Below are 23,253 nucleotides of genomic sequence, written 5' to 3'. Positions count from 1 at the left end.
CGCGGCTCTACAAAATAAACCGCGTGCTCAGGAAGCTGCTTTCCTGGCCGTCCACAATCTCGTTCAGGAGGTGCTTGTTAGCGTCGGTGAGCTTGGTGGCCACTACCGTGCGGATGCTGAAGGAGCGCAGGGCGTCGTTTACCGAGAGGGTGCCCTCGGCCGAGTCCTTGCGGCCGGTGAAGGGGAAGGTGTCGGGGCCGCGCTGGCATTGGGCGTTAAGGTTGACGCGGCTGACCTGGTTCACAAGCTGGTCGATGAGGCCGGCCACTTCCTGCGATTCGGAGCCGAAGATGCTCACCTGCTGGCCGTGGTCGGAGTCGATGAGGTACTGAATGGCCTCCTCGGCTTGGGCGAACCGGGCCACCGGCACCACCGGGCCGAACTGCTCCTCGCGCCACACCTTCATGCCTTCTTTCACGGGGTAGAGCAGGGCCGGGTACACCAGCGGGCCGGCGGCCAGCCCGCCGCCCTCGTTCATCACGCGGGCACCTTTTGATTCGGCGTCGGCGATAATTTCGGCGAGGTAGGCAGGTTTCTGGGGCTCGGGCAGCGGGGTGATGTTCACGCCCGCGTCCCAGGGCATGCCGGCTTTCAGTTTGTTGATTTCGATGGCGAGGCGCTCCACGAACTCATCGGCAATGCTTTCGTGCACTAGGAACATCTTGAGCGCCGTGCAGCGCTGGCCGTTGAAGCTGAGCGCGCCGAGCAGCGACTCCTGCACCGCCACGGCCAGGTCGGCATCGGGCATGATGATGGCCGCGTTCTTGGCGTCGAGGCCCAGGATGGCGCGCAGGCGGTTGCTCTTGGGGTGCATCTTCTTGAGCGAGTCGGCCACGCGGCTGCTGCCGATGAGGCCCAGCGCATCGATTTTGCCCGAGGCCATGAGGGCCGGCACCACGGTGTTGCCGCGGCCGTACACGGTGTTCACCACGCCCTTGGGGAAGGCTTCGGCGAAGGCTTGCAGCAGCGGGAAGTGCAGCAGGGTGCCGTGTTTCGGGGGCTTGAACAGCACCGTGTTGCCCATGATGAGGGCGGGGATGAGCATGCAGAACGTCTCGTTCAGCGGGTAGTTGAAGGGGCCCATGCAAAGCACCACGCCCAGCGGCGAGCGGCGAATCTGGCCGATGATGCCTTCTTCGATGATGAAGCGCGACGAGTCGCGGTCGAGGTCCTTGAGGGCGTCGATGGTGTTGCGGATGTAGTCGATGGTGCGGTCGAACTCCTTGTTGGAGTCGGCGGCCGACTTGCCGATTTCCCAGAGCAGCAGCTGCACGATTTCCTGCTTGCGGGCCACAATCAGGCGGGTGAATTTCTCGACCGCGGCAATACGCTCGGCTACCGACATCGTGGGCCACTCGCCGCGGCCGTAGTTGTAGGCGCGCACGGCGGCGTCGAGGGCTTTGAGGGCTTCGGCCTCGTCGAGCAGCGGGTAGGAGCCGATGACGCGGGGCTTCAGCGAGCCGTCGGGCTGGCGCTCGAACATGGGCGACACCACTTCCTGGGTGGGGCCGGCCCACTCGCGCAGCTCGCCGTCGAGCAGGTACTGGCGCTGGTGCAGCGGCGCGGCCAACCGCCAGGCGTCGGGAATCGCCGCCGCGTCGGGCGGGAAAAGGTGAGTCAGGCTTTGGGTGCTAACAGACATGGAACGGGCAAAAGGTGCGGTGCGAACCTACGCACCAGCAATTGGGCACGGAAATAATGCCCTGCCTGCCCCGCCCAATGGCTTTCTTTACGGGAACGTTTGCGTGGCGTGCAAGCCCTCAAAAACCGCTATGTTTCGGCCGGAATTATTTTTCAATTCATGACACTTCACTTGCTGCTGTTGCTCAACTTCGCCGTCGCGGCCTACCTCGCCGGGCTTATCTGGACGGTGCAGGTGGTGCACTATCCCAGCTTCGGGCTGGTGCCCAAGGCGGCGTGGCCGGCCTTCCACGCGGCCCACACCCGCCGCATGAGCTTCGTGGTGCTGGCCCCGATGGTGCTGGAATTGGGCCTCGCCATTTGGCTGGCCTGGGCCGGCCGCGCCGGCCTGCCCGGCGGGGCCGGCTGGTGGAGCCTGGGGTTGGTGGGGCTGCTTTGGGCCGTTACGTTCTTCATCTCGGTGCCCTTCCACAACCGCCTCGAAAACGGCTTCGACTACATTGCCATCGATGGCCTGACCCGTACCAACTGGCTGCGCACCCTAGCCTGGACGGCGCGGGCCCTACTGCTGGGCTGGCTGCTGGCAGGATAGGAGGGCCGGACGCCGGCGTCCGGCGCTTCTCAAGGGGGTAAAGTAGCCTGGACGTGCGCGTTCGGTGCTTCTTAGGGGGGTAAGAGAGACCGGGCAGCGCTGCCGGGTGCTGCTTAGGGGGGTAAGAGAGGCCGGGCAGCGCTGCCGAGGGCTTCCCAAGCAGCTAAGAAGCACCCAGCAGCGCTGCCCGGCCCCAAAGTGGGCGGCCGGGGCTACTTTTAGCCGCATGAAGCAGCTATTGTTCCTGGGGTTTCTGCTGGGGAGTTTATCGGGTTGGGCGCAGCCGACCGCCAGTCCCGGCCCGGCCGTGAGTGTCGAAGTCAGCCGGGTGCATTCCCTGGTGCGATTTGTAGAAACAATAGCCGGCAGCAACAACAGCTACCGCGGCAGCCGACGAGCCTTCGAAGCCAGCCGCTTCAACACGCCCGAAGCCCGCCGCTGGCTGCGCCGCTATCAAAGCCTCGACCACGACCCCGGTTTCGACCGCGACGGCTTCCCGGCCGGCCGCCTGGGCAGCGTGGGCTCCATCGAGCCGTCCTATCTGGCTGCCAGTGCCGACGCCCAAGACCTGCCTGACTTGCAGCGACGTACCGCGGGCCTGTTACCCAACGAGGTGCTGGTTAGTCTCGACAGTGCGTACCGCTACTTCACGCCCGCCTTCGATACCCTGGCCTGGCAGCCCAACGCCACCGAGCTGGGCCGATTGCGCCCCGCCTACACTGAATTTCTTGCCAAAAGCCAGCTAATGCAGAAGTTCGGCCGGCTGCGCACCTTCTACGGGAGTGTGTGGCCCGATGCACTGCCATATCGTATTCTGCTCACTCCGCAACTGGATGCGAAGCAGGGGTTAGGAGGCCTAATCTTTACCAATCATGCTACTGCCATGGGCAACCTGGTGTTGCTCGACTGCCACCCGGTTTCGCGCACGTTCGTGGACGGCACGGCCGTGGTGTTTCACGAAATGAGCCATACGCTCTCGACGCAGCAACGCCTGGGCTTGCAGCAGCAATTAGAAGGCTGGTACCTGCACCACCCTTCGCCCAACCACCGCTACGCCTACAACCTGATGGAAGAAGCCCTGGCCACCGTGGCCGGCGAATGGATTTACGCCCAGCAAACCGGACGCCCCGAAAGCGGCGAGTGGTACTACGACGACTACATCAACCGTTACGCCAAGGCCATTTATCCGTTGATGACCAGCTACGTCGAGCGCGGTAAGACCATCGACAGCCTCTTTGTAAACCAGGCCATCGACCTTTTCGACACTACATTTCCCCAGGCCGCCACCGATTATGTGAACCTGTTCCGCAACATTCTCTATTGGACCGATGCCGATGATTTCCAGGCGGCCGTGCAGCCGTTTCGGGACCGGTTCCGGAGCACGTTCACGTACTCAACCTCACCCATCCTAAACTCGGAAAGAGCCCTGAAACGAGCCCAGAGCGGCGAGGTCTTATCCGTTATTCTCGTCACGCACGAGCATGCTGCCACGTTGCGCTACCTGCGCGAGCACCTGCCTGCCCTGCGCAAGCAGCGTCTGCGCCCCGAGCAAAGCTTCGTGCTGAGCACTACCGGTCCGAGCGGTGCGTTTATTCTGGTGAATGCCCACAACCTCGCTCAGCTAACTGCGGCGGCCAAGCTGCTGGAGCAGCAAGGCCACATGAACCCGAAGGTGCCGTTGGTGCTGCTGCAGGAGGCGAAGCTGTAAGTGTTGTAAACAACACAGTAGTTTGCGGTCGCATTGGTGGCAATAATTGAAACAGGCGCTAACGGCTACCCTATGATGTGGTTGAATGGGCTTCTGGCCACTATCAGTATTGCTTGTACAGCCTTGAGCTTGGTTGCCTACAAGCAATCGCAAATAAATCGGGCTGTTGGGCTGTTAATAGGAGCGGCCCTGAGTCTGCGGCTTTTGCTCATTGGGCTCGACCCTTTCTTGCACGATTGGGACGAACGGTTTCATGCCTTGGTGGCCAAAAACCTGCAGGCCAATTTCTTGCTTCCTCAGTTGCGGGCCCGACCGGTGTTGCCCTACGACTACCGCTTGTGGACGAGTAACCACGTTTGGCTGCATAAACAGCCCTTGTTTCTGTGGCAAATGGCACTGAGCATGCAGCTGTTCGGCACTAACGAAATGGCGTTGCGCCTGCCCAGTGCCTTGCTGGGGTCGTTGCTGCTGTGGCCGGAGTATCGATTGGGCCGCCTCATTTTCTCGGCTGTCATCGGCTACCGGGCTGCGTTGCTGCTAGCCTTCGCCTACTATCAACTTGAGCTCACCACCGGCTGGCAAAGCGTCGACCACAACGACGCCGCTTTCCTGGCTTACGTCACGGCCAGCATGTGGGCGTATTACGAAAGCCGCACCAGCACCCGGCCGTGGCGCTGGTGCATGCTGGCTGGCCTGTTTGCCGGAGCAGCGGTGCTGTGCAAGTGGTTGCCGGGCCTCGTGGTGTATGCGGCATGGTTCATCGAGCTGCTACTGGATAAAAAGCGTCGTTCGACAGTGCAGGAGTGGGCGCGCTTGTCAGGTGCCTGTGCCCTCACGGCTGTAGTCGCACTGCCGTGGCAGGTGTATAGCCACTCCCAGTTTCCGCTCGAAAGTGCTTTCGAAGCGCGGTATGCCGCCCGGCACTTTGGCGAGGCCCTGGAAGGGCAGGGCGGGCCGTGGTATTTTTACCTCACGCACAACATGTGGTACCAATACCAGTGGCTGGTGGTGTTCGTGGGGATTGGGTTGGCGCTTGTGTTTACTGCCGCAGGGCGGGGCCGGGCGTTACGTCCGCTGCTGGTCAGTTGTGGGCTAATATTCGGATTCTATTCGTTGGCAGCCACTAAAATGCCCTCGTACACATACGTCGCTGCGCCAGTAGTGCTGCTGCTGGCAGCCTTGGCGTGGGTGAAAATCGGCGCTCGCATCAGCCCGGCCACCAACCGTTGGCCGGGCCTTACCGAAGGCCTGCTTTTACTACTGATACTAGCCCTCGACTTGAGGCCGCTGTCGCTGCTTAAGCACCATACCCTTCGGTTTGCTGCTGCCAGCACCGAGCAGGAGCGGCAGGTCAAAATGCAGCGCAGCGGCGTTTACCGCCACCTCGATGCAGTAGTACCGCCGGGCTACGTGGTTTTCAATGCCCCGCCACTAGCCGAGGTAGAAGCTATGTTCTATTCTCACCAGAACGTGTATACTGGCTGGCTACTGCGGCTGAATACCAGCAGTTGCGCCGCCGAGGCTTGCGCGTGGCGGCTTTTACAGGTGAGCAACCCGCGCCGGTTTATTTACCGGCCGCTGCGGTCCTGCTTATCCCTTTGGCGAATTCTTCTCCCGCGTGGCCTTAAACTCCGAGCCTTCTTTCCACTTGGGAAAGGTGGTTTCGCCGGCCAGTTTTTGACCCACGCGGAACATTAGGCGGGCGTCTTCGGCAGCACCGCGCAGGTCCCAGGCGGGGTCGTACTGGTCGGCGGGCTGGTGGTAGGCTTTCTCTTCGAAGTCCTTGCGCTGCTTTTCGGCGAAGGCTTTGCCGTGCAGGCGGCTGTCGAACTGCCCGCTGGCGTAGAGGGCCGGAATGCCCACCTTGGCGAAGCTAAAATGGTCGGAGCGGTAGAAGCTGCCGGTTTCGGGGTGCTGGAAGGGGATGAGGTAGCGGTTTTGCTCCTTGGCAGCGGCTCGGGCGTACTCGTCCAGCTCCGACTGTCCGTAGCCCACAATGGTTACATCGCGCATCGGCCCGAAGGCCAGCAGCTCGTCCATGTTAATGTCGGCCACCGTACTGGCCACCGGAAACAGCGGGTGCTGGGCGTAGTAGTCGGACCCCAGTAGGCCCTGCTCCTCGCCGGTCACGGCCAGAAACACGATGCTGCGGCCGGGTTTCTCCTTGGCCTGCACAAAGGCCTTGGCAATGGCCAGCAGGCCCGCGCAGCCGCTGGCGTTGTCGAGCGCACCGTTGTAAATCGAGTCGCCCGCAATGGGCTTCCCTACGCCCAGGTGGTCCCAGTGCGCCGAGTAGATGATGTGCTCCTTCGCGCGAGTGGTGCCGGGCAGCACGGCCACCACGTTCTTAGAGGTTTTGCGGGTGATTTTGTTGCGAATGGTCGTGCTGATGTTTAGCCCCAATGCGTTCCCCTTGAAGCCGCGCTTGTTGGCCGCGGTGTAGGCCTCGTCGTAGTTCTGGCCGGCCGCCGCGAATAGCTTCCTGGCCGCGTCCAGCGTCATCCAGCCTTCGAGGGCTACTTTGCTGGCACCGTGGTCAGCAGTTTGCGGGTGCAGCTTGGCGCCGCCGTTGCTGCTTTGCACCACCGTCCAGGGGTAAGAGGCTGGTTTGGTGTCGTGAATAATGAGCAGGCCGGTGGCGCCGTGGCGGGCAGCCTCCTCGTACTTGTAGCCCCAACGGCCGTAGTACGTCATGGCATTGCCTTTGAACATGGTGGTGTCGTTGCCCGCGTTGCCGGGGTCGTTGATGAGCACCACCACTGTCTTGCCTTTCACGTCGAGGCCGGCGTAGTCGTCCCACTGGTACTCGGGTGCCGTCACGCCGTAGCCGGCAAACACCAGCGGCGAGCTCTTGATGTCGACCACCGTCTTCTCCTGCTCGGTCAGGAACATGAAGTCGTCGCGGTACTTCAGTTGCAGCGTTTTGCCCTGGCCCGTCACGGTCGCAATCGAGTCGGGCTTGCCGGCAATTTCCACCAGCGGCACCGCCTGAAAGTACGACCCGTTGGCGCCCGGCTGCAGGCCCAGTTTCTTGAACTCCGACGCCAGATAAGTTGTGGCCTTGTCCTCGCCGGCCGTAAACGGTCGCCGGCCCTGGAACTCGTCCGACGCCAGCACCTTGATGTGCTGCCCGATAAGGGCCGGCGTGATGCCGTCGTTCGGGGCTGGCACACTGGCCGTGTCGGTCGGTGCCGCTTCGGTTTCGGCGGTTGTGGTGGCTGTTTCCGAAGTCGAGGTGTTGCCCTGGCAGGCTGCCAGCAGCAGGCCCGTGGCGGCCGACACCAGCCAGCCGCACAAAGTTGATAAACGCATCCGTACAGAGAGTTACCCCCGGCCGCGACGCCGGAGCTGCCTACAGCCGGGCAAAATGCTCGGCCGCAATCCGCGCGCCTTCATCGGTGCAGATACCGCGAATGTAGTACAGGAAAATGCTGCGGAAAACCTCCACCATATTGTAGCGGTCGGGCGGAAACACGTTCGGGTTCAACAACATGTTGACTTGCTCCAGAATCACCTTGGTAACTAGTTGAATGTTAATATCAGAACGAAACATCTTCTGGCGGATGCCGTCGTTGAGCAGTTGCTGCAGCTGGGGGCCGAATAGCTGCTTAGATGGTTCATCAATGCTTCCCAGGCGGCCGGGAAGCCCTGCAAATCGGCGTAGTAGGTGGCCGGCAATTGCTGGAGGTTGTCGATGCCGTACTGAATCAGCGCGTAGAGGCGCTCCACAGGCGTGGAGAATTCCGCGTAAAGCTTGTCATGGTCGCGTTTCTGCCGGTCCAGGTCGGCCAGGGTCATTTGGTGCACCAGCGCGGCGCGGTCGCCGTAGCGGGCCGCCAGCTCGGCCTGCGGAATCTGCAGCGCCTCGGCCAGGGCTGCATCCGAGGCTTGGTGCAGGCCGTGTTGATGAAAAACCGGCAGGGTTGCCTCAAGTGCAGTTGTTGGCATAGTAGAGTTGAGCATAGGCGAAAAAACGGCGTTGTTGCCAGTGATGCGGCTGCCGGACAAGTTTGGCGGGGAGGGCGTTCAGCGGCCCGTTCTAGTTCAGCGCACCCAGCAAAAAGAAGAACAACAGCTGCGTAAGGTACACCAAAGGCACCAGCGGGTTGTGCTTGGCAAAGGTGGTGCGGTTGAACAACATTTGCAGAATGCAGGCAAAAATAAACCAGTCGCGAAAGTTCTGGAACGGAATCACGCCCGCGGTCCAATGCCAGAAATCGTATTGGCCGGCTACCGGCTCCAGGCAGGCATCGAAGCCCACCATGAGGGCGGCGGCCAGCAGCGTGCGGGCCAGTTCGCCCAGGGGCAGGTAGCGCACCAGCATGCCGCATAGATACGTCAGCACCAGCCAGTTCAGGCCAATCATGGGCGGTACCCCTCGAAAGGGCTGCTGGTCAAACAGCTTGAAGCCCAGCGTGTCGCCGTAGGTGTAGTGCCCGAATACCTTGCCCGTGTTCACCCCCACAAATTCGGCCCCGAAGCCCAGCAGCACCACCGTGACGCAAAAGCCCCAGAAGCTGGCATCGCGCTCGGGCTGCATCCACAGCAGCAACAGCGCCGTGAGCCCCAGCGTGAGCGGCGTAAACCGCAGGTAGAAGCTGGAGTCTTTGGAAAAAGCCAGTCCCACGAAGCCCGTGACGTGGAACAACAGCACCAGTCCCTGGGCCAGGCGCAGCCGGCGGGTACTGGCAGCCGCGAGCGGCTCAGTGTAATCAAGCATAGAAGAGAATGAAGCCTGAGTATAAACGCCTGTCATCCTGAGCACAGCGAAGGACCTTATCACTTTTAAACAACTCGCAATAGTCTGCTCAGTCGTGATAAGGTCCTTCGCTGTGCTTAGGATGACAAATGACTATAAATCATTCCTCATTAATTAAGGACGAAACGATTTTGGCTGATAGCAGGCACAGCGGAATGCCGCCGCCCGGATGCACGGAGCCGCCGCAAAAGTACAGCCCTTCGAGCCGCCCCGAAAAATTCGGGTGCCGCAGAAAAGCGGCCAGCGCATTGTTGCTGGAACTGCCATAGAGTGCCCCGCCAAACGACGACGTATCGGCTGCAATGCCGGGTGGGGTCCAGGTCTGCTCGGCCACAATCAGCGGCTCCACATCCACACCCAGCCCGCGATGCAGCTTGCGCAATACGGCGGCACGGGTGGCCTGCGTCAGAACGGCCCAGTCCTGGCCCTGGTCGTGGGGCACGTTCACCATCACAAACCAGTTCTCGTGGCCAGCCGGCGCATCAGTGGGCGTTTTTTTGGAGGTGATGTTCACGTACACCGTCACGTCGTCGGCCACCGTTTTCTCCTGGAAAATAGCGTCGAACTCACGCCGGTAATCTTCCGAAAAGAAGATGTTGTGCAACTCCAGCTCGGGAAACTCGCGGGCAATGCCCCAGTAAAAAATCAGCGCCGAGGAAGACCGGGGCTGGCTGAGCGTGCGCTCCGGGGCGGGCTCGCGGGGCAGCAGGCGGCGATAGGTAGGCACCACGTCCATGTTGCTCACTACCCGGCCAAAATCGTACACATCCAGCACCGTGCGCAGGCCCGTCACGCGCTTATCGGCGACCGTAATTTCCTCCACCGGCTCGTTGTAGCGGAATTTAGCGCCGAATTCCTCGGCGAGCCGGTGCAGGCTGGCGGCAATGGCGTAGATGCCCCCTTCCGGGTAAAATGCCCCAATGCCGTGCTCCAAATGCGGAATCATGCTCAGCGTGGCGGGGGCCTGGTAAGGGTCCGAACCGTTGTAGGTGGCGTAGCGGTCGAAGAGTTGCACCAAGCGCGGGTCGCGGCCAAAGGCCTTGGCGTGGCGCTCGTGCATGGTGCCCAGCAGGCCCAGCTGCGGCAGCGCGGCCACCGCCTTCAGGGTTTCGGGGCTGAAATAAGTGCCCGGCTTGTGCAGCGACTTGTGCAAAAAAGTCCCCGCGGTGGCGTCGTAGACCTGGCCCGCCCGCGCCAGAAACTGGGTTACGTCGGCTGCCGGAGTACCTAGCTTTTCCTCTACTTCTGCCGCAAATTTCGCCGCATCAGCCCAGGCCGTAAGTCGGGTGCCATCGGCAAAAAAGTAGCGGGTAATGGGGTCGAGCCGCTCATAGCGGAAGTAGTCGGCCGGCTCGCGATGGGCCAGCCGGAAAATGTCGTCCACCAGTTGCGGCAGCGTGAACAGCGACGGCCCGGCATCGAAACGGTACCCGCCGGGCAGCGCAAACTGGTGCATCTTCCCGCCAAATGTGGGGCCGGCTTCGAACACCGTAACGGGGTGCCCGGCCACCGCCAGCCGGGCCGCTGTGGCCAGCCCCGCAATGCCCGCGCCGATAATTGCTACCGGCTGCCGCGAAGGCGCGATGTTGGTTGTCTTTTTCTTGAACACTGGACTGCTAACCAACGCACCGGGGGGAGAAGTTTAGCGGAGGTCGCCAAAAATAAAGCAGACTATTCCATTACTGGCACGAAGCCCTTCGGGTAAGCGCCTTCCGAATGAAACAGATTTGCCAGATAGGCGGCAGGCTGGGGGAGGCGGGGCAGAATGCGCGCCGGCGGGTGCCCCACTGGTACTGATGAGGGAGAATCGTCCTGCAGGCTACCGCACTTTCCGTTGATACCGCACCTTTTCCGGGTGCAGGGTATCGGCGTAGAAGGTAAAGGCACTCGTCTCAGTTTCGATGCTGAACGGCACTTCCGCTGGCCGGAGGGGCTTGCGGAACCGCTCCATCTGTCGGAACAGCAGCTCCCGAGCAAGCGTAGGCCGCTGCTTATCGAGCAGGCAAAGGCCCCGTTCCTCATCGAGAAGGTAGTAGGTGTGCGACGCGGGCACGTAGTGCCGGGGCACTTCGTACCCCATAGCGCCCCCGAATCCCTGGTACCGGAAACGTTGCCGCACCTGCCCCCGGGCATTAACCACAAAGGCATTGGGCGAATCGCGCTTGCGGGGGTCGGGCGCCCATTCCGGTTCGTAAAAGCCGGCGCTTACGTCGAGCGGGTTGCCGCCCTCCACCGGTCGGTCCCGGTATTCGCCGTACTGATACATGGTAAGCAGGGTCGAATCGGAAAGCACCAGGGCCGCGACAAGCTCTGCTTTCGGCTTAAGCAGGCTCACCCGGCGCCCGTCGGGTCCCAACAACTCCTGGCAGGTTAGCACGGTGCCATCGGCCAGCAGGCGGGGGGCGCAGTCCGGCGCGCTCCAGTTAGACGAATAGCTCGGAGCCAGGCGGCGCACCTGTCCATCGAGGCCCAGCATTATTACGCACTGCTGCCCCACGTCGCTGGACGGAATGCCAATGCCGAGCGTGAATACCAGGGTCTGGCTTGGGCCGTGGTAGCCAATAAAGCGGGGCCGCGCCGGGTCGCTCACCGTCACGATGTCGCGGCTGGCCACCGAGAAAAAGTCCTGCTTGCGCAGCCGCCGCCGAAACACCGGCTGGCCAGCTGGGGCGAGCAAGGTGATAACCTGCCCGCCCTCGTAGCCGCGCACGCGTTGCGTTTGGGCAAAGGTGCTAGTATCGTCGGCAAAGGCCCCGCCCACCAGGCCCTCACTTACCGCGACCAATGGCTTGGTAGAGTCGGTTTCGGCTCGTAGCAGCAAGCGGTAGCGCTGGCGGCCGAGCCAGAAAGACGTGTCCTGCCCTTCCTCGTTGTACTGGCTGGTCTGGCTCACATCGGCCGTATCCCGCACAACGCGAGGTCGGGCCGGCGTGGCCACAACGGGGGCATCGGCTTTCGGCGGTGTGGCCGTTTCAGCGTGCTGAGTTTGGTTGCAGCTTACGGCCATCAGCAGAAAAACCGCAGCCAATGGCCCCGTAAACAAGCGAATCAGCATGCGTAAACAACGATATAATTCAGCCACTGTGAAGCCGAGTTTGGTAGATGCCAGACGGTGGCGATGCCACCATCTGCTCCCATTCTACTCCACGGCCAGCACCAAGCCTTTCAGGTAAGCGCCTTCCGGATGGAACAGGCTCACGGGGTGGTCGGCGGGCTGGGTGAGGCGGTGCAGAATGCGCGCCGGCCGGCCGGCCTCAATAGCCGCCGCCAGCACCGCACCCTCAAACAGCTCGGGGCTCACTACCTGCGAGCAGGAGAATGTGAACAGCAGCCCGCCCGGCGCGAGGTGCGCAATGCCGGCCATGTTCAGGCGCTTATAGCCCATCAGGGCGGCGTGGCGGGCGCCCATGTGCTTGGCAAACGCGGGCGGGTCGAGCACCAGCAAGTCATACTGGGCCGAGTGGTTTTTCAGGAAGCCGAGCACATCGTCGGGGTAGGCGGCGTGGCGGTCGGCGTGCTGGCTCAGCTCGGCGTTGCGCTCGGTGAGGGCAATGGCCTTCTTGCTGGAGTCGACGGAGTGCACCAGCTCGGCGCCGGCCTCCAGCGCGTACACCGAGAAGCCACCGGTGTAACAGAAGGTGTTGAGCACCTTGCGGCCGGGCGAGTAGCGGGCCAGCAGGGCGCGGTTGTCGCGCTGGTCGATGAAAAAGCCGGTTTTTTGCCCTGTTTCCCAATCCACGGCAAACTGGTGGCCGTTTTCGGTTACCACATGCTCGGCACCCGAGCTTTCGCCAAACAGGTAGCCGTTCTTGGCGTCGGGCACGGCGTTGCCGGGCACAGTCTCGGCGCTCTTGTCGTAAATGGCGCGCAGCTTATCGCCAAATACCACTTGCAGGGCTGCGGCAATTTCAGGCCGGGCGCGGTACATGCCCACGCTGTGCGCCTGTACCACGGCCGTGTCGCCGTACACGTCGATGATGAGGCCCGGCAGGCCGTCGCCCTCGGCGTGTACCAGCCGGAATACGTTGGTGTCGGCGGTGCCCGTCAGGCCCAGGCGCTGGCGCAGGCGGTAGGCGTTGCCCAGCTTTTCTTCCCAGTAGGCAGCAGTAGGCAATTCGGCTTCAGGCCCGAAATCGAGCATACGCACGGCGATGGAGCCGCCGCCTGAGAAGTGGCCCACGCCCAGCAATTCGCCGTTGATGGCTTCCACGCGTACGGGCTCGCCCTCCTGGGGCTCGCCCAGCATGCGGGCAATAGCGCCCGAGAACACCCAGGGGTGGCGGCGGCGCAGGCTGTGGTCTTTTCCGTTCTTGAGGACGATGGTGGCGGAGTTCGGCATAGGCCGGCAAAGGTACGGCCCCGCGCCGGGGCCGCCCGCAAGGGCACTGTTATTCCGACGAAGGAGGCAGCTGAGGACTATTTATCGCCGATTCTACCAACGTTATTCCCTCGCAGAAACAACAAACAGCTCTACTTAAACCAGCGCCGGTAAATGGGCTGCCGCCAGGCAAACTGGGCCCACATGGCCGGGTATAGCACCACGTCGAGCAAGCGCGAAGCGGTGCGGTATTCCAGGTCGTCCACAATCACGCTGCCACCACCCGGCCCGGGCTCAATGCGGTGATGATGGTGCCAGTAGCGCAGGGGCGGGGGCAGTACCTGGCCTTCGTCGATGAAAAAATGGGTACCGTCGGGCCGTACGCCGGCATCGGTAATCAGCGAGGTCCAGGCTAGGCGCTTTAACCCGGCATCCAGCTCAATTTCCACTTGGTCGCCAGCACGGCAGCCATCAAAGCGCAGCACCCGCAGCTTCGGAAACGGTGGTGCCAGCGCCTCGAAAAGCGCGCGGGTAAAGCCGGCCATTACCTGGGCCGGCGCTTGCGAAACGGGAGTGCCAAGAGTTACGCGCATGGCCCTGATAACCCAGCCATGGGCAGTTAGTTCAGCGGGTTACTTCCAATCGGGCAGGAAAGCGTTGCTAAATAGTTTTGTGCGGCCAATACCGTCTAGGTTAACGGTCCACAATTCCGGTGGGCTTAAGTCGTCATTCACCCGGTTCACAAAAATCAATCGGAAGCCGTCGGGGGAGTAGCGAGGAGTCAGGTCATTGGTTCCGACCGGCTTGGTGCTATTCGCTGATGCGTTGCCGCTTGAAACGTCTACCGGCGTGCCGGTGCCATCCACTCGCTGAATGAAGATGTGCGAATCGAGCTGCCGACCAGCGGGGCTATTGAAGCCAGCTACATCACGCGTGTACACTACGCGGGTGCCATCGATGCTGAAGCTGGGCGAGTCGAGGCGGCCCGGCAGGTTGCCTATAAACAGCACCGGGTTGGTGCCGTCCACGTTGTAGAAGTACAGTTCGGAGTCGTAGGGGTTAGAGCCAATTGTTTGCACTATCAATCGGTTGCCCTGCGATGTCCAGTCGCACTCGCGGAAGTGGCGGCCGGCCGGGGCTGTGGCCAGTAGCGTCAGCCCCGAGCCGTCGCGGTTGATGCGGTACAATTGGTCGTAGTGCGCGTAAATGATTTGCGCCCCGTCCGGCGACCACCGGTAGCCTACACCCGCATTGCTGTAGCCTTCCACCGACAACGCCGTAATCTGGCGCTGGTTCGAGCCGTCGCGGTTCATGGTGTATAGTTGGTATTGGCCCGTGGCATTCGAGGTATAAGCCACAATGTCGCGCAGGGGACTCAGCTGCGGGGCTGTTTCCACGGCCGCTGAGGACGTGAGCCGTACCAGGCTGCCACCCGTGTTGTCCGACGAATAAATGTCGGTATTGCCCGCCGAGGTGCGCGCAAACAAGTAGCGGTTATCGGGCAGCGGCCCGGTCTGGAAGCTCCACACCGAGCTACGGGCGCTCGCCCCGCCGGTGTTGCGGGCCGTTACCTGCCAGTAGTAAGTTGTGTTATAAAGCAGGCCCGTAGCCGTCACCACCGTGTCTTTCGAGTTCGAAAGCAGGGTGCGTTGGTTCAGGTTGTTGCTTTCGAAGAGGATAACGTCGTAGCGCAGCGAGTCGGCCCGGGTAGCCCCGTTGGGGTGCCAACTCAGGGCCACGTCGGTGGGCTGGCCGGTCGCCCCCGTAACTGGGGCGGGGCGCACCGGTGCGTTGGGTGGCGTGGAGCTGCTGGGCTTATCAAGCTGTATGACTACTTTCTGCGTTTGCCCGGTCGCCACGTTCACGTTGGTGGTGAGCCCGGAGTAACCCGTGCGTCGTGCCGATACCGCGACCAGGCCCGCTGGCACCTGCAAGAGCAAAATGTGGCCCTGTGCATCGGTCAGATACGAGCCCGTGGCGGGATTCGTGCTGATGCCCGTATTGGATAGTGGTTGGTTGGTGCGGGCATCGACCACCGTCACGTCGACGCTGCCATAAGTAGTTGGTTCGACCGTGACGTCTTCACAGCCACTGAGGGCGCTAAGGACTAACGCCCAGCCAGTGAGCAACAATAAACCAATTCTCATGGTTGGGAAAGAAAAGATGCAGAAGAAGGGGAGGAAAGATAAGAAAAAGTGGGAATATTAATGCACTATCATAGTCTGGTCGGCTGAATCGCGCGCCACTTCTTGGCCTGTCAAATTGAAAATCAGCAGTTTTGCTGTGTATTCATCGTGTGCCAGCCTGCTCACATGCACTTCCGATAGCACCAAATCCTGATTGGGCAATAGGGTGAATTCTCCGCCCTGGCTGGTTTGCGAGCGGCCGGCGCGGCTTTGGCGCACCAGCAGTAGCTGGTAGCGGTAGCGTGCCGGCTCAGGGGCGGTGCTGCGGCAGTGTCCGGCTACGGTCAGCATCTGGTCGTGCTGCGTAAGCTCGACCCGGGCCTGGCATGGGCCGGGTACCTGCACAAACGCCCCGCCGAGCTGCGCCATTAAAGCTGCCAGCACCAACGGGACGCGTTTCATAGCTCAGAAGGGAGAAGGTGGAGAAGCGGAAAGGGTACGGAAGAAAATGCGGAAAATCCGTTGACCTTAAGGCTGTGCGCGCCCTTGTTCGATGGTGAGTCGGATGCCGGTACCGCGCATCTCCACGCCGTAGCCCAGGGGAGCCTTGGTTCCAGCCGCTTCGCGTTGCGTCAACTGGTTGTAATCTCCAACTTGCAGCACGGGATAACTGCGGCCATTGCCGACTACCTCAAGCGTAGCGCTATTGTGTTGGCCGTTTTGCACGACGTCCACGTCGTTGCGGTCGCCCACCACGCGGCCATCAAACGTGTTGCTACTGCCGCGCTGGTCCACTGTGGCAGTGTTGCGGTTGCCTTCCAGCATCAGACTCGCTTGGTTACCGCTGCCGTACTGGTAAAAGCCGGCAACATTGGCATTTCCGGCTTGCACAATAAGCGCCTCATTGAGCCTACTGCCTTGGCTCACCTGTTCAATAGCTGCCTGATTGCCTTGGCCAGCCTGGCGCAACACACTTAGGTTGCGGGCATCGTTCGGCCGCAGTGCACTGGTAGCCGAAGCCAGCCGGTCTAAGCCAATTTCTTCTGCCGTCTGCTGAGCGGCCGACGGGGCCGACGACTCGGCCCCTTGGCCCAGGGCCACCAGTGGCGTGCCGGCTGCTAAAGCCAGGCAGAGAACTAGAAGTTTTTTCATGGCTGGGAAGGAAAGTTAGGGAGGGGATAAACCGAATTCTGCCGGACCTCCGGCATGTCCGGAGGCATGCACGAAGCCCGGCAGAAATAAGGATGAAGCCCGCGGCAGTTACCGCGGGCCATCCCGGGGTCAATTAGTGCTGGTTTACAATCACCGAGTTGTTAGAGCCCAACTGGGTGGTAGCACTCCAGCTGCCATTCCAGTCGTACTGCGCTACGTCCGAATAGTTATTCGTGCCGCGCTGGTACTGCACCGATTTGTTATCGCTGCTCGATTGGGTCAGGATAGCATAGCTCGAGGTGGACTGGTCACCGGCTGCACCCTGGCTTTGCACACCAATGTTGCGGTTACCCGTCTGCTCAGCCCGGGCAAAATTGCCTCCGCCATACTGTCCCTGCACCAACAGGTTGTCGGCGCCGCTTTGCGAGCCATACATTAGGTTGTCGGTGGTGGAGGGGTTGTACTGGTTCTGGAAAGCATCATTACGACCAGCCGCAGTGGTTGAGCCAGCGTCCTGAATCAGGGTAGCCACGTTATCACCAAATACTTGGTCTACGCAGGCAAACTGATTGGTGCCACGCTGATACACCGATGAAGAGTTGATGATGGAAACGTTTGGAGTAGGCTGGGCGCCGAAAGCAGCATTGACTCGAGCCTGGGCGGCAGCATTAGGCGCCGTACCGCAGCCGGGGCAGGCGGGGCGGCCGGCATGAGGTGGCTGGACGATGGTTGGCGGCGTGCAGTTGGCGCAGGTCTGGTGAGGGGAAGCTGGATTCTGGGCATTTGCAACGCCGGCCGATAGAACGGCAAAAGCCATTAGGGTAAGTTTTTGCAGAGTCTTCATAAAAGTAGGAGGTATGAAAATGTGGGGGTGAAGGTTGAGGTGTAAATGTGCTCTCTCCGGAAGAACATATCAAAGATACTATTAAAAATGAGAATGTCAATAGAGATTTAGGTAAATATTGAAAATATTTGTTCAAATAATGACAAAAGTTGATTTATGCATCATTTAAGCATGTTTTTATAGTAATAATTTATTGGGTATCATGATTTCGATATACTTAATCTGCTTTTTTCTGCTTTTCAGCTGCCGCTTCGGCAGCTGATTTGGCCTGTTTCGCAAGCGCTTTTTCTTGCGCTGTTTTTCCGAAATACAGCACGGCGCCTACGCGCCCACTCCAGTAGTAGTCGTTGTATCGGCCTGCTCTAAACTGGTCTACCTGGTCGTTGAGGAAATAATGGTTATCCAGCCCTGCGCTAATGCCCAGGTGGGGAGTTAGTAAAAATTCGCCCCCGATGCCAAGGAGTACATGAGGGATAACGGTGGGGGCATCGTTGCGCGGGATGCTGCGCAGGGTAGCGCCCGCCCCTAGTAAGCCATATGGCGTGAACCGGTCGAAAGGAAAGAGCCGATAGAGCACCCCACCCTCGGCATAATCGAACGTTTGGTTGAACCTGCCAACCCCCGAACCCGCTGCCAACTGGCCCCGGCCCACGTTGATGAACAGGCTGGTAGCAGGCGAGGTCTGATAGTGTAGCGTCGCTTCGGCTCCCAAGCGGCGCAGCGGGGTAGAATAGTCTCCCGAGTATTGCTGCACCGCCACATTCGCGCCCACGGCAACGGGCGAGCGCCGGAGCTTCATCTCGCGTCCCAGCACGTCGATGCCCAGGTTCTGGTTCTTCTCATACAAGTAGTTCTGAATGCCGTATCCGGTGTACTCGGTCGAGTCGCGTGGGGCCCACAGCCGCTCGGCAAAGCCCTCATAAATAAGGGCCACCACCGCTTTCTCGATGGCTTCCTTCACCGCCATCTCGCTGGGCTCGTTGTACGTGAAGCCGGTTTCGGTTTCGAGCAGGCGTTTGAAATCGACAAAGCGGAACAAGCTGGCATCAACTTGCTGCGAGAGAATGGTTTTTGAGGTATAGACGGTCTTAAAAATCTTGCCCGAATTAGTGCTGATGGCCCGCAGGTACACCGTCACCCGGTCTTGCCGGTATTGGCCCGACGCGCCGGCCCCGAAGTAGCGCAGCCCCGCTCCACCGGTAAGAATGTTAGAATCGTAGGACACGATGCCGCCTTCCAGAATGATGCCGGCAAACAGCAGTGGAGCCAGTGGCGGCTGCTTCTTACCCGTCTGGGCCGCGTATTCCTCGCGGGTGGAGCGAATAATTTTGCGCTCGTTCAGCAGGTTGCCCAGGTTTTCGCGCTCAATGGGCTCGAACCACTGCGACTCTTCCAGCGCCCGTAGCAGGATGGTGGTTGCACCTTGCGTTACGGCCGTCGAGAAGCTGGCCCCGTTTTCCTGGGGCTTGTACTGTCCGGTTTGGTCCCGGAACTTGTAAACGGCCACCACCGACTTGGTCTTGGCGGCCGGCAGGTCGCGCCATTGCGAATTAGCGGCAACTTCGGCTCCCAATCGGGCGGGCTGTGTACCCAGCAGGTGCTGGTGCAGATACGGTGTACAAGCAGCCAGGAACGTGGGCAGCAGGACCAGGGTGGTCCCCAGCCGGCGCAGTCGTAATAAGTTCATTGCAGAAAGAAGGAGGAAAGTAGGGGCCGAAACCCAGGCACATGCCCGGGCCAACCAGTAAGAAAACGGACTACCGGCGCTGCCGCCTACAACCCGTTGGGAATGGTAATGGTGGTCTGGTTACCGGTACCGGTATCGGTGACTTGCACTATCACCCCCGAAGCGCCCTGGGTTACCTGCACTTGGTAACCCCCCACGGTATAGGAGCCCGGCCGAATCGCCCCCGTACCAAACTGCGAAGCAATGAGGCGGTTGGTGAGTTGAGACAGTACCTGTTGGTTGAGGTTGGCCGCAAACTGCGTTAGCGGGTCCTGAGTTGTGGAGGCCTCAACTGGTTCCGGAATGGTGTTCTGAGCGGTGGCCGAAGCCTGTAGCCACGAGTAGTTGAACGGGTTGCCGCCCCCAAAGGCCGGGTTTTTGGGCTGGTAAACCATGTCCTGAGCCTGGGCGGCGTGGGTTACTCCCAGCAGCATCGTTGCCAGCAGTAGTGTAAGAAATGATTTCATGAGCGTGCAGAAAAAAGGATGAGCGATAAGGGATAAAGTCGGGCAGGCAGTCTAAAACTGCTCGGGTGGCAGGTGGTGGCCCGATTCGAGCTGGCGGCTGTTGTTCAAAGCTTCCTGCAGAAAGCCCTGGGCGGTTTCCACCGCCGCCGACACAATTTCTTCCATCTGGTCGGCGCGGGTAGGTAAAGGCAACTCTAGCAGCTCAGTGTCATTCACTGTAAGCACTACCAAGGCTGAGTTGCCGCGCGCGGGCCGTTCAGCTACCACTATGTTATAGTCTGCTACGCCCATCGGGGCCTCAAATGTGCTGTAGAACTGGTCGTAAAAGTCGTGGCCCAGCTTGGTCACGGCCTGGTCGAGCACGAGGCCCTGCGATTCGCCGCCCCCCCGGCGCTTGGCCTGAAGTGAAGCCACCGAATCGGCCTTCAGCAGCATGCGCAGCGCTTCCTCCAGCTTGGCCGGGGCCAACGGAGCTGGTCGTCCGGTGGGTGCCACTGCCGGGGTAGTAGGCAGTGCCTGGCGGCCACGTGCCTGGCCCTGTGCCGATAAGCTAGCCAATATTCCCCCCGCCAGCAGTGCCGCTACACAGCCCAAGCGCCTCAGCAACTGCCAAATCGTGCGGAGTGACTGCATGAAACAACGAAGGATATGGTGGGAAGTAGGAAAGCAAACGTAAGATATATTTCAAATAAATGCAAGAATAATTAAATAACTAGACGTTCTATCACCTTAGCCTTTCGTTTTTACGGAGGCCTGATATTACTGAAAAGCCCCACCCAGGCTGGCGGGAGGCCAGTCTCGGGTGGGGCTGTAGGGGTGACAGTAGTTTACTTCTAGCTTAGAAGCTCTTCGATATCGGCCCGGGTGAGGTGCTTCATCACGGCCTCGTCGGTGGCAATAAGCTCGCTCACCAGCGCCAGCTTGCGGCGCTGCAGGGCCAGAATTTTTTCCTCTACGGTGTTCTGCGTGATGAACTTATACGTGAAGACGGGCCGCTGCTGGCCAATGCGGTGCGCCCGGTCGACCGCCTGCGCCTCTACAGCGGGGTTCCACCAGGGGTCGAGCAGGAACACGTAATCGGCAGCAGTCAGGTTCAGGCCCACGCCACCGGCTTTGAGACTAATGAGGAAGATTTTCAGCTCCTCGTCTTCCTGAAAGCGGGCCACTTCGCCGTTGCGGTCGCGGGTAGCACCGTCGAGGTAGGCATAAGGCATTTGGCGCTCATCGAGGGCGGCGCGCACCAGTGCCAGGTGCTGCACGAATTGACTGAAAACCAAAACCTTGTGCCCTTCGGCAACCACGTTGCGCAGCATGCGCAGCACCTCGCGCAGCTTGCCCGACTCGCCCGTGTAGTGTTCATCGGCCAGCCGCGGATGGTTGGCAATTTGCCGCAACCGGGTTAGGCCTTGCAGCAGCAGAAACTGCGTGCTGGCCGGGCCGTGCTCGTCCAGGTTCTGCAGAATCTTGTTGCGGTAGAAGCTCTTGGTTTCCTCGTAGGCGTGGGCCTGCTCCTCCGTCATGGGGCAATAGCTGAGATGCTCGGTTTTGGCCGGCAATTCTTTGGCTACCTGCGATTTGTGACGACGCAGTATGAAGGGCTTAATGAGCGCATGCAGGCGGCGGGTACGCCCTTCGTCCTGGTTTTTCTCGATGGGCTTGAGAAATTCCTTGCGGAAAAACGCTTGCGTGCCCAGCAGCCCGGGGTTGATGAAGGACATCTGCGACCACAAATCCATGGTGCTGTTCTCGACGGGGGTACCTGTGAGAATAAGGCGGTGCCGCGAGCGCAACTGCCGTACCGCCTGTGAGGTGGTAGAGCTGGGGTTTTTAATGGCCTGCGACTCGTCGAGAATCACGTAGTCAAACTGGTAGCTGGCCAGCAGCTCGGTGTCGAGGCGCACGATGCCGTAGCTGGTGAGCACCACGTCGTAGTCGGCGAACCGGTCGGCGTTTTTCTCTCGGTAGGTGCCGGTATAGGCCAGTACGCGCAGGCCGGGCGTAAACTTGGCGGCCTCGCTTTGCCAGTTGTACACCAGCGACGTAGGCAGCACCAGCAGTGAGGCCGCGTCATGGTTTTCACCGCTTTCGTGGCGGTGCTGCAGCATGGCCAGCGTCTGAATCGTCTTGCCCAACCCCATGTCGTCGGCCAGGCAACCGCCAAACTGGTAGTCCTGCACAAAGCGCAGCCAATTGTAGCCGGCCTTCTGGTACGGGCGCAGCTCGCCCAGGAAACCGGCCGGCAGCGGGTGGTCTTCTACCTGGGCAAAATCGCGCAGCTTGGCCAGCTTGCGGCCCATGCGCACGGTGGCCAGCTCGTTGCTTTGCAGGTCGGCTACCAGGGCCAGGTGGTGGCGGCGCAGGTTCAGGCCATCGGCGGTTTCTTCGCCAAAGGCAAACAGCTCCAGGTAGTCCGTAAACCACTCTTCCGGAATGATGGCAATTTGCCCATTGGGCAGCTTGAATTCGCGGCGGCGCTGCAAAATGTGCCCCCGCAGCCGGATAAACGGCACCTCAATATCGCCAAAGCGCACGGTGCCGCGCACGTCGAACCAGTCGCCGGCCTCCTGAATGCCCACCTGGACGCTGGTTGGCCCAATGAAATAGTTTTTGGTAGCCGAGGTGGCTGCTTCTACCGTGTAGCCCAGCTCGGTGAGTGCGGGGGTGTTGTCGTGCAGCCATTTAAAGGCTTCGCTCTTCGGCAGCGTTACCTGGCCGTTCTCCACCTTCAGGTGCCGCACGCGCAGTTCTTCTACGGTGGCTTGCTCTTGCTCGGGGTTGCGCAGCAGGCGATGGAATACGTAGCTCTCCGGGGTCTTCTCAAGGTGCACACTCACGGGCTTGTTCACGCCCAGCGGCATCAGGTGCGGGCCGTAGCGGAAGCTAAGCTCGAAGTGAATTTGCTCGGTTTCGGCTCCGGTGAGCAGCGGCGCAATGGGCTTGGGCTGCGGAATGCGGCCCCGGCGCGGCGGCCCGGGCGGTCGTACCGGCGCTTCGGACATGGCGGGTGCTGGCACGGCATCGCTGAACGTAAGGTGCGGCCGCGCCACAAACCGCTCCGACCGAATGTCAAAACCACGGGCATGCACCTCGAAGGACTCCATAAGCGGGGCCACAAATTTTTGGAAATAGCTTTCCTCTACCTGCCGGGGCACCACAATGAACTTCTTCTTGAGAAACGGCAGGAGCTTGCGCCCGTCTACTTCGGTGCGGAAGGTGTAGAGCAGGTCGCCGAGCAATAGCCAGGCCGGTTGCAGGCACACCAGCACCGCGTCCTTGTATTGGAAATCGAGCTTCTGGCTTTGGTATTGAATGGTAGGGAAGTAGTGCGTGCCCTCCTCGTTGCGCCGGAAGTGGAAGAGAATGGAGGCTTTGGCCGGAGCCATTCCAATTTCCTTCCAGGTTGGCTCGCCATCGCGGCCCATGATGAATACCTGCTTGCCCGCCAGGCGGTCCAGCACCGCTCCCATCCGCGCCTGCACCTGCCGGGCAATGGCTTCCTGCAGCGGCTTGTCGCCTTTTTCCGGGTGATAGGTTTTAAGAAAAAATTCGGCCGTAGCAATTTTGCGGGGCCAGAATTCCTTCACGATGGCTTCCTGCTGCAGCTGGTCGCAAAGGGCCACGAGCTCAAAATCGGTGGCATCGAGGCCTTCCGCAAACTCGTGTACGTTTTTGCCCGATACCGTCTGGTGCTGCAGCGTAAGCTGGCCCCGTGGCCCAAGCTGCACCACATACGCCGCAAACAGATGCCCCAGGCACTCGTGTTCGAAGAGGGAGTAAACGATTTGAAAAGGTTCTGCAGTAGATACTTTCATAGCCGGGCACGCTCGCGGAATGCGCAAGATAGGTCCGAAAAAAGAATTTCACACATTGCCTTTTTGTGACTTTGGTAAGGATAGCCTAGTTCTAAAACGGGAAAAAGC

Annotated in this window: 20 protein-coding genes; 3 read left to right on the top strand and 17 right to left on the bottom strand. The window is 60.6% G+C overall.

The annotated features are described in order from the left end of the window. Positions 1-7: 7 nt before the first annotated feature. Positions 8-1,642, bottom strand: coding sequence for an NADP-dependent glyceraldehyde-3-phosphate dehydrogenase (locus ABD837_RS11115; RefSeq protein WP_345054164.1), 1,635 nt, complete (start codon positions 1,640-1,642; stop codon positions 8-10). Between the two features lie 159 nt (positions 1,643-1,801). Here ABD837_RS11115 and ABD837_RS11110 point away from each other — a divergent pair, with 159 nt between their 5' ends. From ABD837_RS11110 to ABD837_RS11100, 3 genes are all read left to right on the top strand, one after another. Then, complete coding sequence (locus ABD837_RS11110; RefSeq protein WP_345054161.1) at positions 1,802-2,233, top strand: hypothetical protein; 432 nt, start codon at positions 1,802-1,804, stop codon at positions 2,231-2,233. A gap of 226 nt (positions 2,234-2,459) precedes the next feature. Continuing rightward, positions 2,460-3,941, top strand: a complete 1,482-nt coding sequence (locus ABD837_RS11105; RefSeq protein WP_345054158.1) for a hypothetical protein — start codon at positions 2,460-2,462, stop codon at positions 3,939-3,941. A 204-nt stretch (positions 3,942-4,145) separates the two neighbouring features. Further along, positions 4,146-5,639: an ArnT family glycosyltransferase gene (locus ABD837_RS11100; protein ID WP_345054156.1), complete on the top strand. Its 1,494-nt coding sequence runs from the start codon at positions 4,146-4,148 to the stop codon at positions 5,637-5,639. On the opposite strand, the gene ABD837_RS11095 is transcribed toward ABD837_RS11100, so the two are convergent. The 16 genes from ABD837_RS11095 to ABD837_RS11020 all read right to left on the bottom strand — a co-directional run bounded on the left by ABD837_RS11095 (position 5,532) and on the right by ABD837_RS11020 (position 23,145). Beyond that, positions 5,532-7,253 (bottom strand): M28 family metallopeptidase, encoded by a 1,722-nt coding sequence (locus ABD837_RS11095; protein ID WP_345054153.1) that lies wholly within the window; start codon positions 7,251-7,253, stop codon positions 5,532-5,534. The two genes, ABD837_RS11100 and ABD837_RS11095, sit on opposite strands and share 108 nt — an antisense overlap. A gap of 40 nt (positions 7,254-7,293) precedes the next feature. After that, the gene (locus ABD837_RS11090; RefSeq protein ID WP_345054151.1) at positions 7,294-7,494 is read right to left on the bottom strand and encodes a hypothetical protein; all 201 of its coding nucleotides are present in this window, start codon (positions 7,492-7,494) and stop codon (positions 7,294-7,296) included. Continuing rightward, positions 7,464-7,889: a TetR/AcrR family transcriptional regulator gene (locus ABD837_RS11085; protein WP_345054148.1), complete on the bottom strand. Its 426-nt coding sequence runs from the start codon at positions 7,887-7,889 to the stop codon at positions 7,464-7,466. Before ABD837_RS11085 ends, ABD837_RS11090 begins: the two co-directional genes overlap by 31 nt. A 91-nt stretch (positions 7,890-7,980) precedes the next feature. After that, positions 7,981-8,661 (bottom strand): carotenoid biosynthesis protein, encoded by a 681-nt coding sequence (locus tag ABD837_RS11080; protein ID WP_345054146.1) that lies wholly within the window; start codon positions 8,659-8,661, stop codon positions 7,981-7,983. Positions 8,662-8,800: 139 nt separating this feature from the next. Next, positions 8,801-10,324 carry a 1-hydroxycarotenoid 3,4-desaturase CrtD gene (gene crtD / locus ABD837_RS11075; protein ID WP_425554336.1) on the bottom strand — a complete coding sequence of 508 codons (1,524 nt, stop codon included), beginning with the start codon at positions 10,322-10,324 and terminating at the stop codon, positions 8,801-8,803. 195 nt (positions 10,325-10,519) lie between these two features. Next, positions 10,520-11,755, bottom strand: a complete 1,236-nt coding sequence (locus ABD837_RS11070; RefSeq protein WP_345054143.1) for a hypothetical protein — start codon at positions 11,753-11,755, stop codon at positions 10,520-10,522. Positions 11,756-11,839: 84 nt separating this feature from the next. Further along, positions 11,840-13,039 carry a class I SAM-dependent rRNA methyltransferase gene (locus ABD837_RS11065; RefSeq protein ID WP_345054139.1) on the bottom strand — a complete coding sequence of 400 codons (1,200 nt, stop codon included), beginning with the start codon at positions 13,037-13,039 and terminating at the stop codon, positions 11,840-11,842. Between the two features lie 131 nt (positions 13,040-13,170). Next, positions 13,171-13,611, bottom strand: a complete 441-nt coding sequence (locus ABD837_RS11060) for an SRPBCC family protein (RefSeq protein WP_345054136.1) — start codon at positions 13,609-13,611, stop codon at positions 13,171-13,173. Between the two features lie 39 nt (positions 13,612-13,650). Further along, positions 13,651-15,165, bottom strand: a complete 1,515-nt coding sequence (locus tag ABD837_RS11055; protein ID WP_345054134.1) for a fibronectin type III domain-containing protein — start codon at positions 15,163-15,165, stop codon at positions 13,651-13,653. A gap of 57 nt (positions 15,166-15,222) precedes the next feature. Further along, entirely contained in the window at positions 15,223-15,606 is a 384-nt protein-coding gene (gene csgH, locus ABD837_RS11050) for a curli-like amyloid fiber formation chaperone CsgH (RefSeq protein ID WP_345054131.1), read from the bottom strand. A 66-nt stretch (positions 15,607-15,672) separates the two neighbouring features. Continuing rightward, the gene (locus tag ABD837_RS11045; protein WP_345054128.1) at positions 15,673-16,296 is read right to left on the bottom strand and encodes a hypothetical protein; all 624 of its coding nucleotides are present in this window, start codon (positions 16,294-16,296) and stop codon (positions 15,673-15,675) included. A 133-nt stretch (positions 16,297-16,429) separates the two neighbouring features. Further along, positions 16,430-17,140 (bottom strand): hypothetical protein, encoded by a 711-nt coding sequence (locus ABD837_RS11040; RefSeq protein WP_345054126.1) that lies wholly within the window; start codon positions 17,138-17,140, stop codon positions 16,430-16,432. A 217-nt stretch (positions 17,141-17,357) separates the two neighbouring features. After that, a complete protein-coding gene (locus tag ABD837_RS11035; protein ID WP_345054123.1) occupies positions 17,358-18,827 on the bottom strand; it encodes a CsgG/HfaB family protein in 1,470 nt (489 codons plus the stop codon). A gap of 86 nt (positions 18,828-18,913) precedes the next feature. Then, positions 18,914-19,333 carry a curli production assembly/transport component CsgF gene (locus ABD837_RS11030; protein WP_345054121.1) on the bottom strand — a complete coding sequence of 140 codons (420 nt, stop codon included), beginning with the start codon at positions 19,331-19,333 and terminating at the stop codon, positions 18,914-18,916. A gap of 51 nt (positions 19,334-19,384) precedes the next feature. Continuing rightward, positions 19,385-19,966, bottom strand: coding sequence for a CsgE family curli-type amyloid fiber assembly protein (locus ABD837_RS11025; protein WP_345054119.1), 582 nt, complete (start codon positions 19,964-19,966; stop codon positions 19,385-19,387). A gap of 200 nt (positions 19,967-20,166) precedes the next feature. After that, positions 20,167-23,145: a DEAD/DEAH box helicase gene (locus ABD837_RS11020; RefSeq protein ID WP_345054117.1), complete on the bottom strand. Its 2,979-nt coding sequence runs from the start codon at positions 23,143-23,145 to the stop codon at positions 20,167-20,169. Between the last annotated feature and the right edge of the window lie 108 nt (positions 23,146-23,253).

This window comes from Hymenobacter glaciei, from assembly GCF_039539585.1.
Lineage (GTDB): Bacteria > Bacteroidota > Bacteroidia > Cytophagales > Hymenobacteraceae > Hymenobacter > Hymenobacter glaciei.
Note: the sequence above shows the minus strand (reverse complement) of the source record. Positions and strands in the feature narration are given on the sequence as shown.

What these genes read in the sequence shown, in the direction of transcription:
- ABD837_RS11115 (WP_345054164.1), bottom strand. Translation starts at nt 1,642, where the DNA reads ATGTCTGTTAGCACCCAAAGCCTGACTCACCTTTTCCCGCCCGACGCG.
- ABD837_RS11110 (WP_345054161.1), top strand. Translation starts at nt 1,802, where the DNA reads ATGACACTTCACTTGCTGCTGTTGCTCAACTTCGCCGTCGCGGCCTAC.
- ABD837_RS11105 (WP_345054158.1), top strand. Translation starts at nt 2,460, where the DNA reads ATGAAGCAGCTATTGTTCCTGGGGTTTCTGCTGGGGAGTTTATCGGGT.
- ABD837_RS11095 (WP_345054153.1), bottom strand. Translation starts at nt 7,253, where the DNA reads ATGCGTTTATCAACTTTGTGCGGCTGGCTGGTGTCGGCCGCCACGGGC.
- ABD837_RS11090 (WP_345054151.1), bottom strand. Translation starts at nt 7,494, where the DNA reads ATGTTTCGTTCTGATATTAACATTCAACTAGTTACCAAGGTGATTCTG.
- ABD837_RS11085 (WP_345054148.1), bottom strand. Translation starts at nt 7,889, where the DNA reads ATGCCAACAACTGCACTTGAGGCAACCCTGCCGGTTTTTCATCAACAC.
- ABD837_RS11080 (WP_345054146.1), bottom strand. Translation starts at nt 8,661, where the DNA reads ATGCTTGATTACACTGAGCCGCTCGCGGCTGCCAGTACCCGCCGGCTG.
- ABD837_RS11070 (WP_345054143.1), bottom strand. Translation starts at nt 11,755, where the DNA reads ATGCTGATTCGCTTGTTTACGGGGCCATTGGCTGCGGTTTTTCTGCTG.
- ABD837_RS11065 (WP_345054139.1), bottom strand. Translation starts at nt 13,039, where the DNA reads ATGCCGAACTCCGCCACCATCGTCCTCAAGAACGGAAAAGACCACAGC.
- ABD837_RS11060 (WP_345054136.1), bottom strand. Translation starts at nt 13,611, where the DNA reads ATGCGCGTAACTCTTGGCACTCCCGTTTCGCAAGCGCCGGCCCAGGTA.
- ABD837_RS11055 (WP_345054134.1), bottom strand. Translation starts at nt 15,165, where the DNA reads ATGAGAATTGGTTTATTGTTGCTCACTGGCTGGGCGTTAGTCCTTAGC.
- csgH (WP_345054131.1), bottom strand. Translation starts at nt 15,606, where the DNA reads ATGAAACGCGTCCCGTTGGTGCTGGCAGCTTTAATGGCGCAGCTCGGC.
- ABD837_RS11045 (WP_345054128.1), bottom strand. Translation starts at nt 16,296, where the DNA reads ATGAAAAAACTTCTAGTTCTCTGCCTGGCTTTAGCAGCCGGCACGCCA.
- ABD837_RS11040 (WP_345054126.1), bottom strand. Translation starts at nt 17,140, where the DNA reads ATGAAGACTCTGCAAAAACTTACCCTAATGGCTTTTGCCGTTCTATCG.
- ABD837_RS11035 (WP_345054123.1), bottom strand. Translation starts at nt 18,827, where the DNA reads ATGAACTTATTACGACTGCGCCGGCTGGGGACCACCCTGGTCCTGCTG.
- ABD837_RS11030 (WP_345054121.1), bottom strand. Translation starts at nt 19,333, where the DNA reads ATGAAATCATTTCTTACACTACTGCTGGCAACGATGCTGCTGGGAGTA.
- ABD837_RS11025 (WP_345054119.1), bottom strand. Translation starts at nt 19,966, where the DNA reads ATGCAGTCACTCCGCACGATTTGGCAGTTGCTGAGGCGCTTGGGCTGT.
- ABD837_RS11020 (WP_345054117.1), bottom strand. Translation starts at nt 23,145, where the DNA reads ATGAAAGTATCTACTGCAGAACCTTTTCAAATCGTTTACTCCCTCTTC.